Source organism: Hyphomonas sp., from assembly GCF_965284475.1.
GTDB lineage: Bacteria > Pseudomonadota > Alphaproteobacteria > Caulobacterales > Hyphomonadaceae > Hyphomonas.
This window is the reverse complement of record NZ_OZ260087.1, coordinates 3,349,198-3,374,276: the sequence shown is the minus strand read 5'-3', so window position 1 is coordinate 3,374,276 and position 25,079 is coordinate 3,349,198. Positions and strand designations below refer to the sequence as shown.

The window sequence follows — 25,079 nt, the reverse complement described above, 5'->3', positions numbered from 1 at the left end:
CATATTCCACGCAGTTCCGGGCCGGACATTAGCGTCGGATTGCCGGGCTTTCGATGTCCAGACCGTTCGCCCTGGCGTTCAGGTAGAGTTCCAGATCGATATAGGTTTGACTTCCCAGCGACAGAGGTTCAGCGCGGACGCCTGTGTCGCAGTCGCGTATCCGCCTCTGAAGCGACCCGAGCGTTTGCCATTCGAGGCGATAGGCGGGAAACCCGTTTCCGTGCCCCTGGCTGATCGTGTCGCCGCGCAGGCGCATTCCGGCATTCTGATCGTGGCACTGATGGCAGGACAGGTTGAATTGTCCGCGACGCGTGAAAAAATAATCGCGTCCGTTGGCGTAGTGCGCTGCAGCGGCGCCTCCGGTATCGACCGACAGAGGGACGCCGCGCGACTGGTTGGCGACATAGACGGTGAGGGCGAGCAGGTCATCGCTTTCATGGTCTAAAGCCGGCAAGTTCTGATGCCGCTCGCGGCATGTATTTATGCGACCTTCAAGATTGAGAAGTTGACCGGTTTCTGTATCGATCGCCGGATAGGATGCGGCGACGCCCATGAGGCCAGACGCGTGACAGGATGCGCAGGACGGTGCGTCCGCGCCGCCAGTTTCGAACAGGGCTGCCCCGCGATCGACCCAGAGATATCCCGGATTGCTGAATGTATCGTCCTGCAAAGCCTGAGTTTCCGGGGTAAGGAAATCATATCCCGATTGCGGGCGTTCAAACGGCCCATTCAGCTTGTTCCCCGTAGGCTCGGCGGGCGTACATGCCGACACAAGGAACATCACAAGAACCCAGGCAATCTTGCTGGTCATGTCACCATCAACATGGCTGTCTCCTGCCAAGACTCGCCATGCTCGTCTGTCCACCGAAACACCAGCGTGCCGCTCTGGGTCGCGCGCGTGTGGAATGTGAGGAATGGGTCTGCGGCGATACCAGGTTGGAAGTCGGCCGCGAACACGATTTCACCATCATACAGGCATTCGAAGCGTGTGATGATGTTTCGCGGTATCGCTTCGCCTCGGGACCCTCGCCGGTAGCCGCTCTCCATGGGATGCTGGATCAGGGCCTTGAGCTCGATCACATCACCGCGTTTTGCGGTCGGGGGAACAGAGAGTCGTATACTGGCCATGGGCCTCTCCTAAAGCACGACGCAGGCTGCGAGCGTGACCACGGTCTTCGCGGAGCCCGACCAGAGAGAGCCATCGCTGAATTCGGCGACAGCCTGGACCGTCTGCGTTCCGCCAAGTCGTATGCGTGTTGATACCGCAGCGCGTCCAGCGCGGGGGCCAAGTTCGAACCGAACAATTTTAGCAATCGGGTTGCGAGGCGAGAAGATGGCGATTTGCCTGACATGGTCACTATCCGTCATGGGGCTATCGACGTCGACCGCTAGAGGCACCGAATAACCGTTCTCGGCGATGGCGGGAAGCTTCAGCGTCACGCGTCCCTCCCTGATCGGGCGATCGCCGAACAGGCTTTTCTGTGCCTGTATCAGATCAGCTGGTTCTGCCAGGGCCGGAAGGGGAGTCGCCGCGATCAGGATTCCGCCCACGCCCATGCGCATCAGGGCGCGACGATTGAGAGCTTTCTGGAGGGAACGGGAGTACATCTCAGTCTTTCAAGTTGGACAGATAGGCAACGAGGTCCTCAACCGATTGCGCCGGGAGCACCGGCCGGCCCGCTTCAGCCTCGGAAACCTGATATAGGTTGTGTGTACGATAGTAGGAAGGCATCAGGACACCTGGCCGGATGAGTTCATAGTCAACAATCCGCAGCCGGATCTGGCCCGGAGATAACCGCGATCCGACGTCCGTAAGTACCGGGCCGACATTGCCCTGGAAGGGGGCATCAAGTCCGTCCACCTGATGACACAGAACACAGTGCCCGCCGCCACGCGAGGCAAACACATTCGCGCCTGCCTCGGCATCGCCCGGCGTGCTCGTGAGGGGTGCGGGGATGGCATCATTCACAATCCGGTCACGGGGCACCAGCCGAGCCTGCGCATCATTGCAGCCGGCAACCATCAGTAATGTGAAACATGCGCTGCAGCATACCCCACGCATCAGCCAAATGCCTCGCTTGTAATGGCTGCAAACCATGTTTCGGCCTGGCTTGCTTCTGCTGAGCGGATGCTGGATGTCGAGCCGACGGGCGTCAGGCCGCCGGCGCCATCAATCGCGCTGAATTGGCCGCGATCATTGGAATACACACCTGAGATCGACACGGCCTGATCAGGCGTGACGAAAGAGTAGCAGGTGTTTGCCAAAACAGTGGATTCAGGTTCCTGGCCGGACACCAGGCGGGCCACAGCGATGGCGCAGATCTTTGCCTGGAGGTTCGCGGAGAAAGCCGATTTGGGCATAGGTGCGGCAATGGTCGCGTCGCCGATGACATGAATGCAATCCTGGATCGTGGACTCAAAGCTTGTGGCATTGATCGGACACCAGCCCGTCGCATCGACGACACCTGCGCTGTGTGCGATCTCGCCAGCTTTTTGCGGCGGAATGATATTGGCGACATCTGCGCCGATCTCTTCGAAGTCGGTTGCGAGGGTCAGGCTGGCGGCATCGAAGCGGGACACCCGGCCATCGTCCGATGCGCCGCGCCATTCAAGGTGATCAGGATAATATTCAGCCCAGGCTTCCCTGAAGAGTGGCATTTTCGAGAAACTGTCCTGATGATCGAGGATCAGCAGCTTTGACCGTGGCTTGCGGGTTTTTAGGTAGTTGGCAATAAGGCTGGCACGTTCGTAGGGTCCGGGAGGACACCGGAAGGGAGGCGCGGGCACGGACATGACAACGAGGCCGCCATCATCCATCGCAGCAAGTTGGTCGCGAAGGCGTTCGGTCTGAGCGCCCGCCTTCCAGGCGTGGGGCGCGCGCAGTGCGGCGGCCCTGTCATATCCTTCAATTGCCCCCCATCGAAAGTCTATCCCGGGTGAAAGGATCGACCGGTCATAGGTGAGCAGGGCGCCGTCTTCGAGCCTGATCTGTTTCAGGGCCGCATCGATCGCAATGGCGCGGGCATGGATGACACGGACACCCGATAGCGCGAGCGGCGCATAATTGAAGGCCTGGGCGTCGAGGTTGCGTGTCCCCCCGATGACAAGATTACTGAACGGGCAGGCGGTATAGATGGGGTTTGGTTCGACAAGGGTGATGTCGGCGTCTGGCAGAAGGCGACGCAGGCTCCACGCCGCCGTCGCACCGCCAAAGCCTCCGCCGACGATAACGATCCTTGCGCGAGCCTGGGCGAATGCGCGGTAACCCGGATCTGCAAATGGAACGGCCAGGGCACCCAGGCCAGCAAGGACAAGGCGCCGGTTCGTGCCGGACAGACGCTCAGTCATTGGTTTGCCCCATCGCAAGATAGGCGCTGATCATCTCGATCTGCTCATCCGAATAACCACGTGCAAGGCGATGCATCACGGTCGTTCCAGTCGGATCATATTTGTAAGTGGCAAGACGTGCGCTCAGCGCCTCAGCATCGAGATGTCCGAACCCAGGCAAGGCAGGGCCGATTGCGCCGTGACAGCCCGAGCAGGAAGACGAGAGCGCTGCCGATGCCGACAGGCTGGCCGGGGCCGGCAAGAGAGGTGTCTCAGGCGGCGGAACGGATGCCTGCTGGCACGCCGCGGCTGTCAGCAAAGCGGTGGCCGGCAGGAGAGCTCTCAGGCATAGCAAGGGTCAGGCGTCCCTCAGGCTCTGGTCCTTCAGTGGCAGCTGACGCATCCGCTTGCCAGTGGCGGCATAGATGGCGTTCAGTACCGCTGGCGCGGCAACGGCGATTGTCGGTTCGCCGACTCCACCCCAGAAGCCGCCGGACGGCATGACCAGCGTTTCAACCTTCGGCATGTCGGCCATGCGCATGGAATTGAACGTGTCGAAGTTTCGTTCCTGGACTTCACCATTCTCGAACGTGATCTCGCCAAAGAGCATGGCCGACAGACCGTAGACGAACGAACCTTGTACCTGCGCTTCGATTTGCTGCGGATTGACGGCGTTACCGGGATCGGTGGCGGCCACGATGCGGTCAATCTTGAGGTAGCCATCATCGTCGACCGTGACCTCTGCGCAGGCTGCCGTGTAGGAACCGAAGGAATAGAAGTTGCAAAGACCACGGGCCTTGCCGTCATTGGAGCCCCAGCCGGATTTCTCGGCCACAGCCTTCAGGACAGTTGCAGATTTCGGGCTGTCCTTCAGGTGTGCAAGCCGGAACTCCAGGGGGTCGCGTCCGGCTGCATGGGCAAGTTCGTCCATGAAGCATTCCAGGTAGATCGCATTCTGGTTCGCGTTGACCCCGCGCCAGAAGCCGGGCCGGACAGGCGGGTTGCGCATGGCGTGATCGACCATGAGGTTCGGGAATGTGTACTTGAGTGTCTGGTCCTCTACGCGCGGGTCGAGCCCTGAAGGCAGAAGGCCCTGGAATGTGGCATAGTCGGCGCCATCCCGCAGGGCTTGCGGCATCAGGGCGGCCAAGATTGATTGGCCAGAGATACGCACATGGAGCGCGGTGAGATTACCGTCGGCGTCGAGCGCACCACGCAGCCTGGCCTTGGTCGTCGGGTGAAGGAAGCCATGCTGCATGTCTTCTTCACGGGACCAGAGCAGCTTGACCGGCGTTCCGGGCATCTGTTTGGCAATCTGCACGGCTTGAATGACATAGTCGGACATGCCACGACGACCGAATCCGCCTCCCAGATGCAACTTGTAGACTTCACATTGCTCGATTGGCAGATCAGCTGCAGTCGCGGCTGCCGCGAGGGCTGCTTCGCCATTCTGCGTCGGACACCAGACTTCGCATCTTTCCGGCGTCCAGACCGCTGTCGCATTCATGGTTTCCATCGGTGCATGGTTCTGGTGCGGCACGCGATAGGTTGCTTCGATGACCTTTGCGGCATCGCTAAAAGCTGCTGCGGTGTCGCCGACCTTGTTACCAAGGAACGCGTCGCCGGACGTCAAGCCGTCGTCCAGTTCCGATTCGAAAGCCGCGCTTGAATAGTCGATGCCTTCGGTCCACTCCACCGGGAGGGCCAGCACAGCCTTGTTTGCCCGCCACCATGTATCGGCGACGACGGCTACGGCGTCGTCTCCAACTTGCACGACTTTCCTGACGCCCGGCATGGACTCGACGGCGGCGGCGTCAAAGCTCTTCACCTTTCCTCCAAGCCGGGGTGACGCCTTGATGGAGGCGTTCAACAGGCCGTCCAGTGTGAGGTCTGCGCCATAGACCTGTGCGCCCGTCAGCTTGTCGGCGGTGTCCAGGCGCAATTTAGGTTGTCCTATGATGGTCCAGTCCCTGGGGTCCTTCAATTCCACATCGAGAGGTGGCGCGAGTCGCGCCGCTGCGCTTGCGACTTTTCCATACGTGGTCTTCTTGCCCGAGCCGGTGTGCGAAATGACCCCCCTGGACACGGTGCAATCGCTGACCGGAACGCCCCATTCATTCGCGGCCGCTTCGATTAGCATGATCCGGGCAGCTGCTGCGCCTTCGCGGACGTATTGATGGGATCCGCGCAGCCCCTGGCTTCCGCCGGTCGAGAAATCGCCCCAGACCCGTTCGCGGGCGAGGTTCTGACCCGGAGTCGGGTATTCGGTAACGACCTTGTCCCAGTCGCATTCAAGCTCTTCGGCAACAAGCTGGGCGAGGCCTGTCAACGTGCCCTGGCCCATTTCGGACCGTGCGATGCGCACGGTAACGATGTCGTCATGTCCGATATGAACCCATGCGTTCACTTCAGGATTCGCCTCGAGACCTGATACGTCAGGTTCGGCCGGTTTCGAGCATGCGGCGAGGACGCCTATGGTCAGCCCGGCAGCGCCTGTTCCGACAATAAAGGTGCGGCGTGATAGATTGAGCATGTTGGTCATGATCTCCTCCTCAGGCTTTCTTCGTCTTGGCGAGATGAATGCCCTCACGGACGCGAACAAATGTGCCGCACCGGCAAATATTGGTGATTTCGGCATCGATGTCTTCGTCGGTTGGGTTCGGGTTGCTTTCCAGCATGGCTGCGACGGCCATGATCATCCCCGGCTGGCAATAGCCACACTGCGGGACGTCCAGTTCCGCCCAGGCTTTCTGAACGGGGTGATCGCCTGCCTTCGAAAGACCTTCGATCGTTGTGATTTCTTCTGTCCCCGATAGCGCGGCGACCGGATAGACGCAGGAGCGGACTGGTGCGCCATCGACATGAACCGTGCAGCTGCCACATTGGGCAATGCCGCATCCATACTTGGCGCCGGTCAGGCCAAGCTGCTCTCTCAGGACCCAAAGGAGTGGCGTGTCATCATCCACTTCAACTGTTAGCGTTTGTCCGTTGACTTTAAGCGTTGTCATTGTCGATTTCCTTCGGTCTTGGCCGGCGATCAGGCAGTCGTTCTATCCGGGCGAACGAAAGCAGGGTTCAATCATTGACCCACGCCTCCTGGCTCGCTCAAGGGACAGGATGCGTTCATTTCAGCTGATTGCCAAGACTCCGTCGTCGATTTCGAGGGAGTTCGGGAAAAACAATGGTCAGTTTCCAGGCGTCAGCCGCCTGATCAAAGCAGCGCGGCCCAGCGCAACAGGAGACGCGCTGCCACATAGAAGACAAGGATTGCGGTCATGCGCTTGATCAGCGTCGCCGGCATGCGCTTGCTGGCCAGCCAGGACCCGATCTGCCCGCCGACTAAGACGCATGGCAAGACGGGCCAATAGGGCACCGCAAGCGCCAGCACATCCGCATCCTGCAATTTCATAACCTGTCCGGTGAGGCCGGACAGGGAATTTGAGAGGATGAAAAAGCTGCATGCCGCAGCGATCTCGCGGGGGCCACCCCACCTCAGGACATACAGAACTGGCGCGAGGAAAATCCCTCCTCCGATCCCCACGAGTCCTGATAATAGTCCGATGCCCGCGCCAATGCCCAGGCCAATCGGTAGCGAAGATGCGCGCGGGCGGGATTTGTCATCCAATGCGGGTGAAGGCTGGAAGGTGAGATGCAGTGCTGAAAGCATCAGCGCTGCGCCGAGCAGGCCGACGAACATGATCTCGGACACAGGTAGTCGACCACCGATCCAGGCGGCCGGAACGGATGCCAGCAGGAATGGAAGAAGTCGCCTGACGCAAAGCAGTCCCGCACGCCAGAACCTGATCACCCCACCAGTCACCACGACGATATTGCAGGCGAGCGCGATCGACGGAAGGATCCTGTAATCCGTGCCGTAAAGGACAAGCAGGGCGTTATAGGTCGACCCGCCTCCGAACCCGACCGCTGCATATAGCGTGGCGGTGATAAAAAAGAGGGCAGCCAGCAGGAGGGGCACGGGCTATTTCCCCGGCCTGACAGGTCCGATCATCAATACGTCCACGAGGTCGCCGACAGCGACTGCCGGGGAGCCGGAAAGCCGTCTGATCAACCCATTCGCATTCAGAAACGGCGAGATGAGCGAGCTGTCCTGATCGGGCGCTGATTCCACGTGGAGGACACCGTCCGGGCCAGCGTGGATTGAGGCTCGCAGGAACGTCTCCCTTCGCCCGGGAGCAGGCAGCGCACTGACGGACCGCGCCTTGATGAACGCATGACCGGTTCGGCCCGTGAGGAGCGGTTTGAGGAACAGGTGGGCACATACGAATGCGGACGCGGGATTGCCCGGCAGGCCGACAACGCGTTGCTGACCGCGCCTGGAAAACCAGGTCGGTTTACCCGGTTTGACCGCAACCCTTTCGAACACTGGCATAAAGCCGGCGCCTGCAAAGGCGGGCCGCATCAGGTCATGGTCTCCGACTGACGCACCGCCGACTGGCAGGAAAATGTCTATGTCTCGCGCACCTTCAATTCTCGAATGAATGGAGCTCAGTGAATCGCCCACAATACCTAGGTCGACCGGCTCGCCGCCCCATTCCCGGACCAGCGCGCCCAATCCCGCCGGATTGGAATTGACGATCTGCCCGGCGCTCAGCTCAGATCCGGGCGGGCGCAGTTCGTCGCCATTTGCCAGGATGCCGATGCGCAGCCGCTTCCAGACCGAAAGACTGCCGTGATTGGCCGCTGCAGCGACGGACAATCCAGCAGGCGTGATCAATGCACCTTGCTCGAGCAAGGTGTCACCCTCGGCAAAGTCGATCCCGGCATGGCGGACATGTTCAGGTGCGGCATAAGTATTGAGGCAGACAATTGTGGCGCCATCCGTGTCTGCATCTTCCTGGATAACCACATGGTCAGCGCCGTCCGGAATAACTGACCCGGTGAATATGCGCACCGCCTCGCCCTCGCGGATGCGTCCCGCGAAAGGACGACCAGCTGGCGCATCTCCTATGATGCGAAGTCTTGCTCCAGCGGCGGCAACATCAGCAAGCCGCACCGCATAACCATCCATGGCCGACACCGCGACCGGTGGCCGTGATACACGCGCGATCACGGGCGCCGCGAGCCGGGCACCGAGGGCGGCGTCAAGCGAGACAGTTTCGGCGGCGCGCGCAAAGGTATTTTGCGCAAGCAAACCCAGTGCTTCATCCACGCTTGTCAGCGCGCTCATGAGGCGGGCTTTCTGTAGTCGCCAGACTTTCCCCCAGACTTCGCGACCAGTTCGATACCTTCTATCACCATTGACCTGTCGATGGCTTTCAGCATGTCGTAGAGCGTAAGGCAGGCGACGGACACGGCTGTCAGTGCCTCCATCTCGACGCCGGTCCTGCCGGTCGTCTTTGCCGTCGCGGTCACGCGCAGGGCGCAGGCCTCGCGTTCCTGTTCGATTGCGACTGTCACGCTTGTGAGGGGCAGGGGGTGGCACAGGGGGACAAGATCCGATGTGCGCTTGGCGCCCATGATACCTGCGAGTTCTGCAACGGCAAGGGGGTCACCCTTTCTGGTGTCCCGGCTCAGTGCGCGTTGCAAAGTGGCGGGCGCCATACGCACCAGTCCTGTCGCCTCGGCGGTTCGGTCTGTCTCGGCCTTGGAGCCGATATCCACCATTTGGGCGCGGCCATCCGGCCCGATATGCGTGAGATCGTTCATCGCGCTCATCGCTCCTGCAGGCGCGGCATGAGTTCAACGAGATTGCAGGGCTTGTGGCGGCTGTCCAGCTGGTAGGAAATGACCTTGTCCCAGCCATCCTTCACGGCACCATTCGAGCCTGGAAGGCAGAAAATGAATGTGCCACCCGCCAGTCCCGCAACGGCGCGCGACTGGAGAGTCGACAGCCCCACACTCTGGAAGCTGACCTGGTGAAAGATCACCGAGAACCCGTCGATCGTCTTCTCGAAAAGGGGGGTGACGGCTTCGGGCGTCACATCCCGTCCCGTCAGGCCCGTGCCGCCACTGGAAATGACCACGTCGACATCCGGATCAGCGATCCAGGATGAGACAGTATTCCGGATCGACATCACATCATCTGGCACGATGAGCCTTTCCGCCACGACATGTCCGGCCGTCTCGATGCGCTGTACAAGCAATGCACCGGACGTGTCGGTTTCGGTCGTTCGCGTATCGCTGACGATCAGTACAGCGATGCGCACGGGAAAAAATTCAAGCTTTTGATTTATGCCGTGCAAGGTTTACTCTCCTGTCTTCGACCAGCGGTTCCGGTCAGTGTAATCTTCCGGTCGCGGCTCGATCCAATGCGCACCCGTGGCGGTCGTTTCCTTTTTCCAGAAGACGGCCTCTGTCTTCAGGTAATCCATGAGGTAGTCGACGGCTTCGAGTGCTGCGCGACGGTGCGCCGATGCTGCAGCGACGAACACGATCGGTTCTCCGGGCGCCAGGTCGCCTGTCCGGTGGATGATAGTCTCCGCCGTCAGCGGCCAGCGCCTCTTCGCTTCGCTGACCGCAGCGATTATGCCGCGCTCGGTCAACGGGTCAAAGGCCTGCAGATGCAATGTCTTCACAATTCCCATCTTGCCGGTCTCGCGCACGAGCCCCGTGAAGCTGGCGATCGCTCCAGCCCCCACGGCGCGCGTTTCGAAAGCGCGCAACGCGTCGGCGGCGTCAAAGGGATGGCCGATCAGGGAAATCACTTGACCGCTCAACCCCCGCCGACGGGTGGAAGGAATGCGATTTCGTCGGCGTCCGATATTGCCCATGGGTCGTTGACGATCTCGTCGTTCACGACCATGCGCACCGACCTCTCCAACAGAGCCCCTCCAAGCTGGCGGTCAGTGTCCAGCCAGCGTCGCAGGGCGCGGGTATCCGTTACGCCCGCGGGCAAGGCGAGGGTTTCCGAACTCGCGCCGAGAAGGTCCATGAGACGTCCGAAGTAACGCAGCCTGGCCAAATTTCAGCCTCCCGTAACAGACATGTGGCGGGGCAGTTTGGAGACGTCCCCGCGTCTTTTGATCTCGAAATCGTGTTTTTCCGGCTTCGCGAACATGGCCCGATTAAGCGCAGCGTCGAGCGCAAGATCCGGCTCAGGTGCCTCGCGCAGGGCCGCGCGCAAATCGATGTGATCCTCCTGCCCCAAGCACATGTAGATTCGTCCCGTGCATGTGACCCGCACCCGGTTGCAGCCTGCACAGAAATTGTTTGTGAGCGGCGTAATGAAACCCAGTCGGCCGCCGGTTTCGTGAACGCGCGCATATCGCGAGGGACCTGCGCCGGGCTGGCGGTCTGTCTCGTCGGACAGGGTCCAGCGTGTCTCAAGGGCATCCCGGACCATAGGGAGCGGAATGTACTGGTCCATGCGGTCTTCGCCTGTGTCGCCCAGGGGCATGACTTCGATAAGTGTCATGTCCATGCCTTTGGTGTGCGCCCACTCGACCATGCCTGCTATATCGGACGCATTCTGGTGTTTCAGCGCAACCGTATTGATCTTTACTTTCAAGCCCGCAGACAGCGCCGCCTCAATGCCATTCAGGACTTTCGAGACGTCGCCGCGTCGGGTGATCTGCGAAAACTTTTCCGGATCGAGCGCGTCGAGAGATACGTTCACGCGCCGCACGCCTGCCTGCAAGAGCCCGTCCACGTGTTCAGTCAACAGTGTCCCGTTCGTCGTCAGGGTCAGCTCATCGAGTCCCTGCCCAATAAGGCGCCCCAGGCGGAGAAACAGGGAGCCAATGTCCTTGCGCACGAGCGGTTCTCCACCGGTAATCCGGATCTTGCGGACACCGCGGCTGACGAATGCGGTTGCGACCCGGTCAAGTTCCTCCAGTGTCAGCAACTCGGCTCTTGGAAGGAATGACATTTTTTCAGACATGCAATAGGTGCAGCGCAAGTCGCAGCGATCGGTGACGGAGAGGCGCAGATAGGTGACCTGCCGCCCGTAGCGATCGACCAACGGACTTTTACCGGTCAGGAATTCGCCATCAGCCATGCATTCGCTCCTCTGCTCGCTCCAGGTCGTTTCTGTCGTCAATGTCGGTGAGCATGCCTGCATCGGTGGCCACGACCCTTGCTTCAGGCAATTGATCAAATACGCTGCGCGCACCCCGGTCGCCCTGAAGTGAGGCGAGGTGATCAAAAGCCGAGCGGCGGAACATGGCCGGAGGCGACAGGACGCCGTTTGCTTCTGACATGACAGCGCTTGCGTCTCGCGCCAGAGTTGCTGCCAGGCAGGTGACGAGCGCGTCCGTCACAAACGGCATGTCGCCGAGAAGGATCAGTACCTTGTCAGAATTGGTCGTGTCGCGAATGTGCTCCGTGCCGATTGCCAGGGACCGCCCCTGGCCTTTTTCCGGGACAGGGTTTGTTACGACACGAAAGCCGTGTGCTTCCAGCAAGGCTTTGCGAGCCTCCTGGCAGGCGCCAACAACAGCAAAGCGATGGACGCCTGATTCGGACCCGAGCACACGGGCCGGATAGCTCAAAACCGGGCGGCCATTAAGGTCTGCCATGAGTTTGTCCTCCACACCGAAGCGGGATGAGAGGCCGCTTGCGAGCAGCAAGATGGACGCCTGGTCAAACATGGGCCGGTTCCACTTTGTGAAAGGCGTCGACAATTTCGGCGAGCACTGAAATTGCCAGCATCGAAGCGTCGCGCATGGAAGGCACAAGACCGATTGGTCCGCGAATTCGCGCAATGTCGGCGACCGGTACGCTTGCTGCCTGCAACAGGGCGCACCTGGCAGCGTGCGTCCTCGCGCTGCCCACAGCGCCGATATAGAAAGCCGGTCCGCCAAGCGCCTGGTGCAACAAGGCCGTTTCCCAGTGCGCATCGTGAAACATCAGAACGAAGGCTGTCTCCGCGTCATCGTCGACCGCCGGAAGGCTTGATGGTGTGGTCAGGCGCTCGACCTTTCCGATGGCGGCTGAACGGGCTGCATCGAAGTCATCCTGATCGGGTAGCTGCAGCCGGATATTGAACCCGCTTGCGCTGGCAAGGCGAGCGAGTGCCAGGCAGTCTGAACCTCGACCGGCAATGCGCAGCGAAAGTTTCGGTCGGTATCTTGTTCGAAATGCAGCAGGCATGTCAGGATCGTCGCATATCGCAATCTCGCCTGAGGGTTGCACAGCGAACGATAGGGGCCTGCGGGCTTCCAGCGATGCGAGCGCCATTGAGACTGTTTGCGCGTTCGTCACGGGAACGATCAGTACATCGATGGCGCCGCCACAGGGAAGCCGGATATCGGCAAAAGGTGACCCCGACCCGTATCGCAGATGCTGGATCTGGCCCGTTTGCAGGCTGCGGATGGCATTGAGGCGGACATCAGCATCGATGCAGCCGCCCGAAACGTAGCCCGCAGAACCGCCCGCTCTCGAGATGGCCATCATTGCGCCGGGCGCCCTAACGCCGCCGCCAAGCGTCGCTGTTACGATAGCGAGCGCGACTTCCTCTCCGGCGTCGATGAAGTCCAGCGCGGCGCGAAGCGCGTCCTGAGGATGCTCGCATGTGGCAAGAGGTGAGACCGTACTCATGCCATCATTATAAATGGCGATTTATATCGATACTAGTCCTTCGAGGATACAATCAGGGATGCGATCTCGCTGCGGAAGGTGCTCGTTGACTCGGCTGCCTGTTCGCAGAGAGCGTGGTACAGTTCAAGCACTCTTAGCCCCCGTGCGGTAAGAACGGCGCCGCCGCCATCCTTGCCACCATGGCTGGACGCCACCAGGGGCGCCCGAAACAAAACGTTCATACTCTCGACGAGCTTCAATGCGCGCGGATATGACATGCCAAGCGCGCGAGCACCGGCCGCAATCGAGCCGGACGCCTTTATGGCGTCGAGCAGCGCCGCCTTTCCGGGGCCAAACCGGCCCTCATTGTCGACATCCAGACGTATGCTCAGATTTATGTCCATCGAGAGACGTTCCTAGGCACTGAACCGCCGCGGTAACTCCGGAGGCAGTTTTGTTGGGACCATCCAGCGATAGCGATTTCCCTGAGCCTTGCATAGGCGTTGGCGACGGCTTCCGCCGGCAGCCAGCGACTGTTGAACCCGTCCACCCAGATGAGGGGCGCATACGCGACGGCGTCCATCGACTTCCATGGCGCCTTTCGATGGACGACTTCAGACTTGTACAGACCATTGATCGTCTCTGCCTCGCGCATTGCATCGGAGTCTCCGGCGCTGCCGCCGTAAGGCTTGAGGCCTGCTTGGGGCAACCAGGACAAAGCCTGCATGTCAAATGCGCCTGAGCCGCCAGCCAGCGATACGGCGCGCGAAGCCATCGATCTGGAAAGCGACATGGACATACCCGGTCCTGGTCGAGACACAGGCGAAGTCCGAAACCCAGAGGCTGTTCAGGGCGTCTATTTGTGCGTCTGAAAGGATGTAATGAGTCAATCGTCTGAATAGATTGGCTTTCTCTTCTCCAGGAAGGCCGCCATTCCTTCGGCGACATTGGGGCTTTTGCTTGTCATCAGTTGATTGCGGTTTTCAATCGCCATCGCTGCTTCGAGGCTGGATGCGTCGATTGCCATCGCCAGACCTTCCTTGGTCATGCGAAGTCCCATTGGCGATGTGTCAAGCATCTCGTCAACATATGACTGTGCTGCACTTTCAAGATCCTGGTCGGGCACCACCTCGGATACGAGTCCAGTCGCCAGCGCACGCGGCGCGTGGATAAAGCGCCCAGTCAGCATTAGCTCCGAAGCAACAGAAGCGCCCACGAGACGTGGCAGGAAATAGCTCACGCCCATGTCACATGCTGACAGGCCGAGCTTTATGAAAGCGGCATTCATGCGCGCGCTCTCACCGGCAATCCGAACGTCAGATGCAAGCGCAAAGGCAAAGCCGCCGCCGCACGCTGCGCCATGGACAAGTGAGATGATCGGCTGAGGGCAACGCCGCATCTTGATATATACATCCGCAAGGTAACCCTGAAAGTGGAAGCCTCCGCCGAAGGGAACGGCCCTGTCAGCGGAATCGTGGCGAGACTTGATATCCAGACCGGCGCAGAAGGACCGGCCTGCGCCCTTCATTACAACGATCCGTACGCTTCCATCGTTATAGAGAGTGCCAAAGTAGTCATTGAGCTCCTCAACCATCTTCAGGTTGATTGCATTCAATGATTCCGGCCGGTTCAGCATAAGCCAATCGACCTTTCCGCGCTTCTCCACGCTGATCGTCTCGTAAGTTTTCTGCATAGTCTCGACGTTTTCTCCTGAAAAGAGGATGGTTGACCGGGTCTGAAGCCCAATGACGAAGGCAAGGTGGACACTCTCGCGGAAACTTTGCGTCTTTTCAGAAAACTTGTCACCGTATGCCTCAGGGGGAGGGGTTGACCAAAGCCAGGCCGCCTTCGAGTGTTTGTTGGTATTCTGCTCCGAGCGTTCGGATCAGGTAGCACGCAACTTGAGGCCTGGAGGCATTTCGTGAATCTCGATTTCTCAGATGAGCAGAAACAACTACGTGATCAGGTGCGGCGCTTTCTGGGAGAGAAATGTTCGCCGACGGCAGTTCGCAGGATCCTTGAAGGCCCGGACGCGTTTGACAGGGATCTTTACACTGGTCTTGCTGAACTGGGCGTTTTGGGCGCGGCAATTCCAGAGGAATACGGCGGCGTCGGGCTGGGTGACCTGGAATTGTGTGTGATTGCGGAGGAACTCGGTCGTGTCCTGGCGCCGGTACCTGTGTCATCCTCAATCTATCTCGCAGCAGAGTTTTTGCTCATGTCCGGTTCGGAGGCGCAAAAAGCGTACTGGCTTCCGAAACTGTCATCGGGAGAGGCAATCGGAACATTTGCCTTCAATGAAGGGCAAGGGCGAATGACGCCCAATACAGTTGAAGCGCGCGTTGAAGGTGGAATGATCACCGGCACAAAGGTTCCAGTTGCCGATGGGTCAATCGCTGACTTTGCCATTGTCGCCGCCCGCGATGAATCGGATGACGTCTCGCTGTATATCGTAGAGCTCGATAGCGAGGGCGTTAGCAGGGACGTGCTCGAATCGATTGATCCGACACGCGATCAGGCCCGCATTACTTTCAGTGGATGCCCGGCGGAATTGCTCGGTGCCAAGGGAGATGGCTGGCACATTGCGAGCGTGGTGATGGACCGCGCTGCAATCTTGCTGGCATTCGAGCAGCTGGGTGGTGCAGACCGGGCCATGGAAATGGCCAGGGATTATGCATTGGAACGCATCGCGTTCGGACGACAGATTGGCTCCTTTCAGGCGATCAAGCATATGCTGGCCGATATGTATGTTTCGGCGACCTTGGCGAGGTCCAATTGTTACTACGGCGCGTGGGCGCTGGTTTCAGGCACCTCGGAACGACCGGTTGCCGCAGCCACTGCGAGAGTCTCAGCTACAACGGCGTTCCAGCAATGCTCCAAGAATAACATTCAGGTCCACGGAGGGATGGGGTTTACGTGGGCTTTTGACTGTCACCTCTACTATCGCAGATCGAATGCACTCTCCCTCGCTCTGGGGGGGCTATCCACATGGGAGAGCCTGCTGATTGAGCGAATGAGCGCCGGTAACGCAAAATCCGCAGCCTGAGCAAAAGGAATAGCATGATGGATTTCCAGGATACGCCAGAAGAAGCTGCTTTCCGCGCCGAGGCCCGCGCGTGGATCGATGCCAATGCGCCGAAGCACCTTGAGGCAGAGTTGAAACGCGCCAGTTTCGGATCAAGCGGACTGATAAGTGAAGACCCTGTTGCTGCTGGCAAGGCCTGGCAGAAGAAGAAAGCGGACGCCGGGTGGGCATGCCTGCATTGGCCGAAAGAATATGGTGGTGGGGCGAGAACACCGATTGAGCGAGTGATATGGGGTCAGGAGGAAGGCCCTTATGCCGTTCTCTCAGGCGCCTTCACGATCGGTCATGGGATGTGCGGCCCCACAGTGATGGCCTGGGCGGACGAAGACCAGAGCCGAAAACTGCTTCCCCCGCTCGCGAGCGGCGAAGAAATCTGGTGCCAGCTTTTTTCTGAGCCGGCAGGCGGATCCGACCTTGCTGGGCTGCGCACACGTGCAGTCAGGGCCGATGACGGTTCGGGCGACTGGATTATCAATGGCCAGAAGATATGGACCAGTGGCGCCCAGATATCTGATTGGGGATTGCTGATAACGCGAACCGATCCCGATGTGCCCAAGCACAAGGGACTGACGATGTTCTTCCTCTCGATGAAGACGCCTGGCGTCGAAGTGCGACCAATCAAGCAGGCCAATGGCGCTTCCGGTTTCAATGAGGTCTATTTTACGGATGTCCGTATCCCGGACAGCCAAAGGCTCGGGGATGTAGGGCAGGGGTGGAAAGTCTCTCTGACGACCCTCATGAACGAACGCCTTTCCATTGGTTCCGGGATGTCCACTGGATTTCCGGAGCTGTTCAGGTTCTGCATGGAAGCTCAAATCGACGGCAGGCCTGCCATAGAGGATTCAGGCGTGCGGTCCCGGCTCGCACAGTTCGCCGTGAAGCAGAGTGGCCTGAAGTATACAGGTATGCGAGCAATTACCGCTCTGTCCAAGGGCGATACGCCAGGTCCGGAAAATTCAATTGGCAAACTCGTAGCGGGTGCGACCATGCAGGAACTGGCTATGTTTGCGCTGGATATACAAGGTGAAGCGGGGGTTCTCTGGAGCGAAGACAGCCCGCAGCGTGGGCGTTTTCAGGCGATGCTGATGCGCTCACCCGCAACACGTATCGAGGGTGGTTCAGATGAAATTCTTCGAAATATCATCGGCGAACGCGTGCTGGGACTACCGGGCGACATCCGTGTCGACAAGGATGTTCCCTTCAAGGATATACCAACACGTGGAGGCAGCTAGGCGCAATACGCCATTTGGTGGAACTGGCCGCCAGATCTGGCGAAGATGCATCCAAGGCCGCGAAACTTTCTCCTGAAGCGGCCCGCTTCCAATCAGAAGTCAATCAAGTTCGACGCACCATCGAGGGCCGCTCTGATGTCGACATTATATTCCGAGACGCTGACGGAGACGTCCGGGTGCTTCGGCAGAATGCGATTGAGAACGAAAAGTTCAACTTGTCTGATAATGGGTTTGCCGACTCCAGGCGCGATGTTTTCGTCACTCACGCCGCGTTGGAAGCTGACGCCGAGACCGTGCTGATAGGGCTCAAGCAGAGCGGTCGAAATCTCTACCTGCCTGAAGGGTATTCGAAGGTGGTTGAGCTTGTCATTGGCATCGTCAATGATCAGCGTAAACTGGTCATTGTTTCCAGCGACCACCTCTCGCGTTCGTTTGAAGCCTCGTGGATGAGAAGTGTGCTGCAATCCACTCACGGCGCGTTGATCGGCAGAAGCCGAATTGTCATCATAGCAGATAACGCGACATCAAAAGCCATTTTCAAGGACGCTTTTGGAAGACAATCCATTACCGCTTCGATCAGCTGGCGGTGCCGTCACGACGTCTTACTTCGATAGACTTGAGGAAGCCCGGAAGCGGACCTCATCGGGCCAGTCGTCAGGTGCCGCGCAAACAGGCCTGACATAAAAAAGCATGCCTTGAATGCTACCTGGCCCGCCCGATTGCCTCAAGGCCGGTTTCTCCTGACAAGCTGTTCAACAGAGCCAGCGTTCGGTCGCGTGTCTGCGGGCGTCCGATATAGTATCCCTGTACGACATCCGCGCCCATCACTTGTAACAGTCGCAGAACGTCTTCGGTCTCTACCCCTTCCGCCGTCACACTCATTCCCAGACTGTGCGCCAGATCGATGGTTGACTTGATCAACAAGGCATCTGATGACCCGCTCTGAAGGCCCAACACGAAACTCTTGTCGATCTTCAGTTCCTGGGCGGGAATTTGTTTGAGGTAAGACAAGGATGAAAGCCCTGACCCATAATCATCGATCGATATTTCGACACCAGCGTTTCGCAGTCGCTGGATATTCGCAAGGGCCGTTTCCGGGTCGTCAATAACCGCTGTTTCCGTCACCTCGAAGCAGAAGCGATCGCTGGCCTGGCCGATTTCCTTGATTGCCCAGTCAAGAAAGTTCGGATCGCCGAGAAGCCTTCCTGAAATATTTACGGACATCTTGAGATCGTGTCCGGCAAGTCTCATACGCTCGCGATCGGATACGGACTGGGTAATCACCCACTGGGTCAGAGGTCTTATATGTCCGGTTTCTTCTGCGTATTCCACGAATTTATCTGGTGTGACTGATCCTCGTATTGGGTGATTCCAGCGAAGCAGCGCTTCCACGCCTCGCACCGCTTGCTGACGACAATCATATTTCGGCTGATAGGCAAGGAAGACCGATCCATCCGAAAGCCCGGCCACCATGTCACTCATCAAAGAAAGCGTTCCTCCAGGATCCCCATACGCCTCCGCATCAAAGATTTGCAGCTGCCTGCGTTGGGCGCGTGCTTGCTGAAGCGCAACAATCGCTTCGTCCACTGGACCGGGCATATCGTGGAGGCCGATCTGGCAGATGCCAGCGCTCAACGTGATGTCGATTTTTTCTCCTGCAACCAGTATGGGATCGGAAGCTGCATGAAGCAGATCGGAGACCTGTTTGGCCACCGAATCCCCATCAGAAGCCGTAATCAGTACACCTATCATGTCGGCGCCAACAAGCCCGATGGAATGAATGAAGTCTGGCTTTTCAAGGCGAGCACCAAATTTCGCCAAAAGCTCATTCGTTGCTGATTGGCCAATCGCCGTGCTGATATGCATCAACCGGTCAATGCCAATTGCAACGCAAAACTTAGGGTCGCTATCGTCGTGCACTCTGAGCTGGTCTATCGCCTGCTGCAATGCCCGTCTGTTGGGCAGAAGTGTCTCGGAATCCGTAAGCGACATCTTCACGATGCTTCGCTCGCGCGTCTCAATTTCGTGCGCCATCTGTAGAAAGCTTTTCGCGAGACGGCCAATTTCATCAATGCTTTCCACTTCGAAATCGACCGGCACGCCGCTAGCGAGCTGACGCGTAGCCCGATCAAGGCGCGTGATCGGCAAGGTCAGGCTGTTCGATATGAACCAGCTGCAACCAATCAATGCCACGAGCCCCGCAAGGGCGAGTGCAGCAATGGCGAAAAGCATGGGCTTGAAGGGCGCCATGGCAGCAGACATTGGGTAGTCGAGCAGAAGCACACCAGCAGGCAGTTCGCCGAATCCGTCGAGCGGCGTTCGCGCCGAAATGGCATGGACAGGATGGTCCGGTATGCTGAAGTTACCATTAGAATCTGCCGCGGCGATTGAAGCCTTCAGATTGATAGGCGAAAGGCTCTCGAGTTCATGCAGTTCCGCCGCATCAAGCTCTGTCGCAAAAATGACCCAGCCAACGCGCGCAGGTGCCATGACCGGCGCCGCAACCGCCTGGTATTGTATGCCGGAAATCGGGATAAGGCCGCTTGCATGATTATTCGTCTTGACCGCATCCATTACGATCGCGGGCGTTTCGAAAGTCGCACTGTTTCCAGCTTCAAGTCCGCTCCCGTCTTCGAATACAAGGAACGCGCGTGAAAGGCCGAGCCGATTACGCAAATTGTCCAGCGCTGACGCAATTGTTCCAGCATCCTGAGTCGCGACAGCTTCGCGAAACCCGAAGTCACGAGCCATAATATCGGCATTCTCGGCGAGCTGTTGCTGGTTGATTTGCCAGAGACGCTCATAGACCGACGCAGTCGCCTTGAGTTCAGCGCGCACATTCTCCTTTGCCGTGTGCTGGACGGACAGGTAAACAGCGCCGGCGACCGCGATGAGAATCAATCCCAGCAGTCCGCCATAGGCCACAGTCAGTTTTGTTTTGAGCTTGCGAAACATGACTTGCGCGTCGCTTAATGAGGCGTGCGTGAGGAGTTTGCGAGGGAACCACTCATGGTGATCTTCAATTGCGATAAACGCGTGTCGAATGCCGTGATCACATCCTTGCCGCCGGAAAGATCCGGATGCCAGACCGTCACGTTTCCTGTGGACGTCGGCAGGTCTGTCAGGACAGCTTTCCCGTCTGCGCCAGTTCGCACGGCAAATGGCGTGTCCACGATCCGGATATAGCCGATCATGTTGTCGTGAATGTTACAGCCCACCGCGACTATGCCGGGGGCGCTGAATGCAATGGAGCGCGTCTCCTCGCGCCCATAGAGCTTGAGCTCGAAACGATTACCCCTTGAGAACGAATACACATGGTGACGCACCCGGTCACGATTTGGAAATTGCACTTCGCTTCCAACTGGCGCGACCAGAATATAAGGCGAGAACTGAATATTCTTCTGTTCCATTACACTCGGCCAGGCGAAGGAACGTGGCGCCTGCAAGTCTTTTGATGCCGGCACCAGCACAACGGCATGTGCTACAGGTTCTCCCGCCGCATCGACAACGGCAAGCTGAAGGTCATGAGCAAATGCTGGAAGACCCAAGAGCGAAATGGCCAATAAAGAAAGCAGGATACGCATACTCGTATGTCCCAGATATGGTTTACGATCCCGTTAAGGTTCATCGTCTAGATCCCATTACGTACAGCATAAGCAATTTACGAATGGGGCTAACAAATGCCCGGAGCGGCGGCGCAAATGATAAGCTCACTTTCCGCACTTGCATTGACTTCTGTGGCATTGATCTTCGCCGCATCGGCGAATGCGCAAGGCCTTGAACAAGGCGGAAAGCTGCTATTGACCCGCGGCATTTCCACGGTTGATGGCATGGGCGGTGGCGGCATCGTTCCATGGGCACTCATTGCGGGAAATGAAACAAATCTCGGAATCGGCGCGACAGCTCATGCCGCACATGTCTCGCTACCCGATTTTGAACTTGTCTCTTACGGTGGCGCTGTCGGATTGCACGACCGTCTCGAAGTCAGTTACACACATCAGTCCTTCGATACAGGGAGCACGGGGCCGAAACTCGGCCTGACGGATGGATATTCATTTGCACAGGATGTTTTTGCGGCAAAGCTTCGCGTCGCAGGAGATGCGATCTATGATCAGGACAAATGGGTTCCCCAGGTTGCAGTCGGACTTGCGTACAAGAGCGCTGACGATGGCGACCTCCTGTCTGCACTGGGCGCGGAATCCGACAATGGGATCGAGCTGTACGCCTCCGCAACAAAGCTGCTGCTGGCCCACAGCCTGCTTGTTAGCGCTACGTTGCGTTACACAGACGCAAACCAGAACGGCTTGCTGGGATTTGGCGGCACAACAGACGCTGGCCTCTACCCCGAAGTCTCAGTGGGATACCTGATAAGCAAACGACTGATCGTCGGCGGAGAGTATCGTGTCAAACCCGATCAACTCGCCTTTGCAGAAGAGAATGACTGGTTCGACCTGTTCGCAGCATATGCAGTGAATGAGGGGATTACGCTATCGGCGGCCTATGCCGACCTCGGATCGATCGCCACATTTGATGACCAGCGCGGTCTCTATCTCTCAGTTCAGGTGGGATTCTGAAATGTTACGTCCCGTAATCGCGCTACTCATTTCCACCCTGACAGCTTTCGTCGCGACCGGTGAAGTCTTGCCCGGTGAACTCCCTGTGGATGCCTATGAACAGTCAAACGACAATGCAGGGGCGCAACCTATCGAAAACCCGGATGTCTTCGCTGCATTTCACGGACAGGACGGTATAGACCGCATCGTGGATGATCTGGTGGATCGTATAATTGTCGACCCGCGTATCGAGGGGATTTTTCGCGCTTCTGACCTCATTCGCCTGCGCCGGACACTGAAGGAACAGTTTTGCTACCTGCTTGGCGGGCCTTGCGCCTATACTGGCCGCAATATGATGGACGCCCATAGGGACCAGGGGATCTCGACACGCGAGTTCAACGCACTTGTCGAGAGTTTACAGGCAGCCATGGACACAGAGGGGGTTCCCTTCGCAATGCAGAACAAGTTGGTTGCCAAATTGGCCCCAATGAAACGAGACATCGTCACCCGATGAGTTGTCTTTGCAATCGCAAGACAATCCATCTCAGTCGATCGCGTCACCACTGCCCTCAAACGACAGGCAAGTCGTTCCGCTCGGGAAGCGCGTCACAAATCTCATAAATTGGAAGCGACGGCAGGGGCACAAAAGAAAGTGAACGTGCGGCCTGCCACATCTGCCAATCGCCACGCCTGCTTGATCCCACAAACGCCACTCGTGAAATTGTCTCTTGTGTCTGATAAGGGGCGGCAAGTACGATCGATAACGCGTCTCGGCCGAAGCTCAGAATTGGCTTGTGAAAAGGAAGGCTCGCTTTCCCCCAAGACTGGTCTCAAGTCGATTGATCTCGGGGGCTACTTAGTAGCTTGTGCGATGGACAGAGGTTTGATCCACTATTTGAAGGGCGTCGCCTGATGAGGTTTTTTATCGTCATCGCTTTATGCGTTATCGCAGCGCTTCTTTTGCCAAGCGAGGCCGCCGCCCATGCCGTGGCAGACGGCGACAAGGGCTACATCCAAGAGATCACCGGGGTCCATCTAATCCCGTTTCTGTATCTCGGGGCCAAGCACATGGTTAGCGGATATGACCACATCCTCTTCTTGTTGGGGGTGATCTTCTTCCTCTATCGCATGAAAGACATCGGCATCTATGTGAGCCTGTTTGCGATCGGCCATTCCTTGACCATGCTGGCGGGCGTTTATTTCGATTTTGGGATCAACAGCTACATTATCGACGCGATCATTGGCCTGTCAGTGGTCTACAAAGCGCTCGACAATATGGGCGCATATCAGCGCTGGTTCGGTTTTCAACCCAACACGAAAGCCGCCACCTTGATCTTCGGCTTTTTCCATGGCTTTGGGCTTGCGTCGAAGATCATCGATTATGAAATTTCGCCCGATGGGTTGCTGCCCAATCTGCTGGCGTTCAATGTTGGCGTAGAGATTGGCCAGCTTTTAGCCCTCGGCGCGATCCTGATCATCATGGGATATCGGCGCCGCACGCCGAGCTTCCTAAAACATGCCTACACAGCCAATGCCGCCATGATGGCGGCGGGCTTCATGCTGATGGGCTATCAGCTTGTCGGCTATTTCGTCAGCGCATGAGGAGAGATACCGCGATGTATAATACCGACTTGCCAACCCGCGCTGAACTTCCCGGCACGCGGCAACTTGTTCGATCGACGCTGATTGCTTTGGTCACCGCGATCGTCCTGCTCGTCACCATCATCCTTCCGTCAGAGTACGCCATTGACCCCACAGGCGTGGGCCGGATTCTGGGGCTGACTGAAATGGGTGAGATCAAAAAGCAGCTGGCTCAAGAAGCCGAGACTGACGCCTTGGCGGGAGCGATTACCCTGGAGCCTGCTCCGGACACGACCATCACCGAAGTCGGACCTGTCGAAACCGTTCCACGACCGGCTACGCCTGCTTCGGACACGACCACCAAACCCGCCTTCGACACGAATGCCTGGAGCGACGAAGTCAGCATTGTGCTGGCGCCTGGCGAGGCCGCGGAACTGAAGCTGGCGATGTTGGCCGGAGATGTCGTGTCCTTCGAGTGGGTGGCAGAACCAGGGCATCTCAACTCAGCCCTACACGGCGACGGTACGCGGCGAGAAACAACAACCTACAGGAATGGCCGGGCAGAAACCAGCCACGCGGGCGGCCTTGAGGCCGCTTTTGATGGCACTCATGGCTGGTTCTGGCGCAACCGATCGGAGGTCTCCGTGACGATGACGCTGCGCGTGCGAGGCGAGTATTCGGAGATAAAGCGGGTTCTCTGATGCGGGAGGGTTCGCATCGACCGAGTTGTGCGCGAAGTATGTCTCCCAACGAGATCAACTGGCCGCTCAACCGGCCACTCCAATCCGGCGGCTTTGGGCCATCTATGCCCGGATTGGGCGCGGTGTGGGATTCGCAATTGGGATCGTGTCGATATCGAGGTATCGAAAGCCCCGGATGCGGGCGAGTTCCTGCGCGGCCTCGTAGCATTTCTCGGCCGCGGCGGTGTCACCGGCAAGGCGTGCCTCCCAGGCTTCGATCAACTGGCTCCAGACCCGGTCAGCCTTGCTGCGGGCAACAATCTCTGAATCGGTGTGCAGGCTGACCCAGATCGTGCCCCGCGGTTCAACGCTCCGATAGCGGCGCGGGACCCGTCGTCTGAGCTGGTAACAGTTGCTACGCTTGAAGATCGACACAGGTTTCCTCCTCTTGGTGCAGAAAAATGTGCCGCCAATTGAATTGTCGAACAAGTCTCAATGTATGCAAACGGGCGCAACAGATCGCAATTAAAAACCATTGTATTCTGGGTCTTAGGGGTTTTCCGGTGTCGAAAAGTGGCGGAGGAGGAGGGATTCGAACCCCCGGAGCCCGCGAAGGCTCAACGGTTTTCAAGACCGCCGCATTCAACCACTCTGCCACTCCTCCGGAGCGCCGTGTTTGATATAATGATTGCCGATTTGCAAGTCCCCATGTGCGCGGCGGGGCACGCTCTTGGCTTGACCAAACATTAACGCCCTCTTGCCGCGGTCGGCCAATCCTGAATTCCGGGTTCATTGGCTGTGCATCTTACTGTAGTAACCATGGCAACTGAAAACGGCAGAACAGCCGTTGGAAGCGACTTCAAGGTCGAGTCCGGGACCACAGAATGAGGTTTAGGTTTCGCAATGCGTTTGATGACACAGCGTCAATCCGTCCAGTTTCGTTGTTTCCTTGCCGTCAGCGCGATCGCACTCGCGGCGAGTGGCCCAGCCCATGCGGGCCAGAGAAACCCTGCGCCGATCATCTATGCGGGACAAAGCGCGCCGGTTCCTCAAAGCGGAATGTCTGCAGCTGGATCCCAGCAGCGGATAACTGCGCCCGCGCCAGGCGAAGAAGGAAAACGCATCGCGTTCCGCTATCCGGGGC

At 58.4% G+C, this 25,079-nt stretch carries 29 protein-coding genes, 1 tRNA gene and 1 pseudogene; 7 read left to right on the top strand and 24 right to left on the bottom strand.

Annotation, left to right across the window (positions count from 1 at the left end; genetic code table 11):
• Nucleotides 1–28 precede the first annotated feature (28 nt).
• The 20 genes and pseudogenes from soxA to ACQ66M_RS16280 form a co-directional block, all read right to left on the bottom strand.
• Nucleotides 29–811, bottom strand: a complete 783-nt coding sequence (gene soxA, locus ACQ66M_RS16375; protein WP_350172327.1) for a sulfur oxidation c-type cytochrome SoxA — start codon at nt 809–811, stop codon at nt 29–31.
• Nucleotides 808–1,128, bottom strand: coding sequence for a thiosulfate oxidation carrier complex protein SoxZ (soxZ, locus tag ACQ66M_RS16370; protein ID WP_350172325.1), 321 nt, complete (start codon nt 1,126–1,128; stop codon nt 808–810). The genes soxA and soxZ overlap by 4 nt, the downstream gene beginning before the upstream one ends.
• Nucleotides 1,129–1,137: 9 nt before the next feature.
• Nucleotides 1,138–1,608: a thiosulfate oxidation carrier protein SoxY gene (locus tag ACQ66M_RS16365; protein ID WP_430405061.1), complete on the bottom strand. Its 471-nt coding sequence runs from the start codon at nt 1,606–1,608 to the stop codon at nt 1,138–1,140.
• Between the two features lies 1 nt (nt 1,609).
• A complete protein-coding gene (gene soxX, locus ACQ66M_RS16360) occupies nt 1,610–2,023 on the bottom strand; it encodes a sulfur oxidation c-type cytochrome SoxX (RefSeq protein ID WP_430405059.1) in 414 nt (137 codons plus the stop codon).
• Between the two features lie 38 nt (nt 2,024–2,061).
• Nucleotides 2,062–3,348, bottom strand: coding sequence for an NAD(P)/FAD-dependent oxidoreductase (locus tag ACQ66M_RS16355; RefSeq protein WP_350172319.1), 1,287 nt, complete (start codon nt 3,346–3,348; stop codon nt 2,062–2,064).
• Entirely contained in the window at nt 3,341–3,589 is a 249-nt protein-coding gene (locus ACQ66M_RS16350; RefSeq protein WP_350172317.1) for a c-type cytochrome, read from the bottom strand. Before ACQ66M_RS16350 ends, ACQ66M_RS16355 begins: the two co-directional genes overlap by 8 nt.
• A 96-nt stretch (nt 3,590–3,685) precedes the next feature.
• On the bottom strand, nt 3,686–5,869 hold the full coding sequence (locus tag ACQ66M_RS16345; RefSeq protein WP_430405057.1) for a molybdopterin cofactor-binding domain-containing protein: 2,184 nt from the start codon (nt 5,867–5,869) through the stop codon (nt 3,686–3,688).
• A 10-nt stretch (nt 5,870–5,879) separates the two neighbouring features.
• The gene (locus tag ACQ66M_RS16340) at nt 5,880–6,335 is read right to left on the bottom strand and encodes a (2Fe-2S)-binding protein (RefSeq protein WP_350172313.1); all 456 of its coding nucleotides are present in this window, start codon (nt 6,333–6,335) and stop codon (nt 5,880–5,882) included.
• A gap of 203 nt (nt 6,336–6,538) precedes the next feature.
• Entirely contained in the window at nt 6,539–7,303 is a 765-nt protein-coding gene (locus ACQ66M_RS16335) for a sulfite exporter TauE/SafE family protein (RefSeq protein WP_350172311.1), read from the bottom strand.
• Nucleotides 7,304–7,306: 3 nt separating this feature from the next.
• Nucleotides 7,307–8,515, bottom strand: coding sequence for a molybdopterin molybdotransferase MoeA (locus tag ACQ66M_RS16330; RefSeq protein WP_350172309.1), 1,209 nt, complete (start codon nt 8,513–8,515; stop codon nt 7,307–7,309).
• Nucleotides 8,512–8,994, bottom strand: a complete 483-nt coding sequence (moaC, locus tag ACQ66M_RS16325; RefSeq protein ID WP_430405055.1) for a cyclic pyranopterin monophosphate synthase MoaC — start codon at nt 8,992–8,994, stop codon at nt 8,512–8,514. The genes ACQ66M_RS16330 and moaC overlap by 4 nt, the downstream gene beginning before the upstream one ends.
• A gap of 5 nt (nt 8,995–8,999) precedes the next feature.
• On the bottom strand, nt 9,000–9,530 hold the full coding sequence (gene moaB / locus ACQ66M_RS16320; RefSeq protein ID WP_350172305.1) for a molybdenum cofactor biosynthesis protein B: 531 nt from the start codon (nt 9,528–9,530) through the stop codon (nt 9,000–9,002).
• A gap of 3 nt (nt 9,531–9,533) precedes the next feature.
• Nucleotides 9,534–9,992: a molybdenum cofactor biosynthesis protein MoaE gene (locus ACQ66M_RS16315; RefSeq protein ID WP_350172303.1), complete on the bottom strand. Its 459-nt coding sequence runs from the start codon at nt 9,990–9,992 to the stop codon at nt 9,534–9,536.
• An 8-nt stretch (nt 9,993–10,000) separates the two neighbouring features.
• Nucleotides 10,001–10,249 (bottom strand): MoaD/ThiS family protein, encoded by a 249-nt coding sequence (locus tag ACQ66M_RS16310; RefSeq protein ID WP_350172301.1) that lies wholly within the window; start codon nt 10,247–10,249, stop codon nt 10,001–10,003.
• 3 nt (nt 10,250–10,252) lie between these two features.
• Entirely contained in the window at nt 10,253–11,284 is a 1,032-nt protein-coding gene (moaA, locus tag ACQ66M_RS16305; protein WP_430405053.1) for a GTP 3',8-cyclase MoaA, read from the bottom strand.
• Nucleotides 11,277–11,876 (bottom strand): nucleotidyltransferase family protein, encoded by a 600-nt coding sequence (locus ACQ66M_RS16300; protein WP_430405051.1) that lies wholly within the window; start codon nt 11,874–11,876, stop codon nt 11,277–11,279. Before ACQ66M_RS16300 ends, moaA begins: the two co-directional genes overlap by 8 nt.
• Entirely contained in the window at nt 11,869–12,825 is a 957-nt protein-coding gene (locus ACQ66M_RS16295) for an XdhC family protein (protein WP_430405049.1), read from the bottom strand. The genes ACQ66M_RS16300 and ACQ66M_RS16295 overlap by 8 nt, the downstream gene beginning before the upstream one ends.
• Nucleotides 12,826–12,857: 32 nt before the next feature.
• Nucleotides 12,858–13,208, bottom strand: a complete 351-nt coding sequence (locus ACQ66M_RS16290; RefSeq protein ID WP_430405048.1) for a winged helix-turn-helix domain-containing protein — start codon at nt 13,206–13,208, stop codon at nt 12,858–12,860.
• 65 nt (nt 13,209–13,273) lie between these two features.
• A pseudogene (locus ACQ66M_RS16285) lies at nt 13,274–13,658 on the bottom strand (IS3 family transposase); the annotation flags it as partial.
• A gap of 32 nt (nt 13,659–13,690) precedes the next feature.
• Nucleotides 13,691–14,497 carry an enoyl-CoA hydratase/isomerase family protein gene (locus ACQ66M_RS16280; RefSeq protein ID WP_430405046.1) on the bottom strand — a complete coding sequence of 269 codons (807 nt, stop codon included), beginning with the start codon at nt 14,495–14,497 and terminating at the stop codon, nt 13,691–13,693.
• Nucleotides 14,498–14,725: 228 nt separating this feature from the next.
• On the opposite strand from ACQ66M_RS16280, the gene ACQ66M_RS16275 reads away from it, so the two are divergent.
• Genes ACQ66M_RS16275 through ACQ66M_RS16265 form a run of 3 tightly spaced genes read left to right on the top strand, consistent with a single transcriptional unit; the run spans nt 14,726 to nt 17,735 of the window.
• Nucleotides 14,726–15,850 carry an acyl-CoA dehydrogenase family protein gene (locus ACQ66M_RS16275; protein WP_430405044.1) on the top strand — a complete coding sequence of 375 codons (1,125 nt, stop codon included), beginning with the start codon at nt 14,726–14,728 and terminating at the stop codon, nt 15,848–15,850.
• Between the two features lie 17 nt (nt 15,851–15,867).
• Entirely contained in the window at nt 15,868–17,121 is a 1,254-nt protein-coding gene (locus ACQ66M_RS16270; RefSeq protein WP_430405195.1) for an acyl-CoA dehydrogenase family protein, read from the top strand.
• Between the two features lie 14 nt (nt 17,122–17,135).
• A complete protein-coding gene (locus tag ACQ66M_RS16265) occupies nt 17,136–17,735 on the top strand; it encodes a hypothetical protein (protein ID WP_430405042.1) in 600 nt (199 codons plus the stop codon).
• An 88-nt stretch (nt 17,736–17,823) separates the two neighbouring features.
• On the opposite strand, the gene ACQ66M_RS16260 is transcribed toward ACQ66M_RS16265, so the two are convergent.
• Nucleotides 17,824–20,076, bottom strand: coding sequence for a putative bifunctional diguanylate cyclase/phosphodiesterase (locus ACQ66M_RS16260; protein ID WP_430405040.1), 2,253 nt, complete (start codon nt 20,074–20,076; stop codon nt 17,824–17,826).
• Between the two features lie 14 nt (nt 20,077–20,090).
• A complete protein-coding gene (locus tag ACQ66M_RS16255; protein WP_430405038.1) occupies nt 20,091–20,705 on the bottom strand; it encodes a methylamine utilization protein in 615 nt (204 codons plus the stop codon).
• Between the two features lie 153 nt (nt 20,706–20,858).
• On the opposite strand from ACQ66M_RS16255, the gene ACQ66M_RS16250 reads away from it, so the two are divergent.
• The 4 genes from ACQ66M_RS16250 (at nt 20,859) to ACQ66M_RS16235 (ending at nt 23,956) form a co-directional block, all read left to right on the top strand.
• The gene (locus ACQ66M_RS16250; RefSeq protein WP_430405036.1) at nt 20,859–21,695 is read left to right on the top strand and encodes a DUF3034 family protein; all 837 of its coding nucleotides are present in this window, start codon (nt 20,859–20,861) and stop codon (nt 21,693–21,695) included.
• Nucleotide 21,696: 1 nt separating this feature from the next.
• Nucleotides 21,697–22,188 carry a group I truncated hemoglobin gene (locus ACQ66M_RS16245; protein ID WP_430405034.1) on the top strand — a complete coding sequence of 164 codons (492 nt, stop codon included), beginning with the start codon at nt 21,697–21,699 and terminating at the stop codon, nt 22,186–22,188.
• A gap of 398 nt (nt 22,189–22,586) precedes the next feature.
• Nucleotides 22,587–23,276, top strand: coding sequence for a HupE/UreJ family protein (locus ACQ66M_RS16240; protein WP_430405032.1), 690 nt, complete (start codon nt 22,587–22,589; stop codon nt 23,274–23,276).
• A gap of 14 nt (nt 23,277–23,290) precedes the next feature.
• Nucleotides 23,291–23,956: a transmembrane anchor protein gene (locus ACQ66M_RS16235; protein WP_430405030.1), complete on the top strand. Its 666-nt coding sequence runs from the start codon at nt 23,291–23,293 to the stop codon at nt 23,954–23,956.
• Between the two features lie 102 nt (nt 23,957–24,058).
• Here the strand turns inward: ACQ66M_RS16235 and ACQ66M_RS16230 are convergent, their stop codons facing one another.
• Both ACQ66M_RS16230 and ACQ66M_RS16225 read right to left on the bottom strand, forming a co-directional pair.
• Nucleotides 24,059–24,370 (bottom strand): DUF6538 domain-containing protein, encoded by a 312-nt coding sequence (locus tag ACQ66M_RS16230; protein WP_430405028.1) that lies wholly within the window; start codon nt 24,368–24,370, stop codon nt 24,059–24,061.
• 139 nt (nt 24,371–24,509) lie between these two features.
• Nucleotides 24,510–24,599, bottom strand: a tRNA-Ser gene (locus ACQ66M_RS16225).
• Nucleotides 24,600–25,079: the final 480 nt, after the last annotated feature.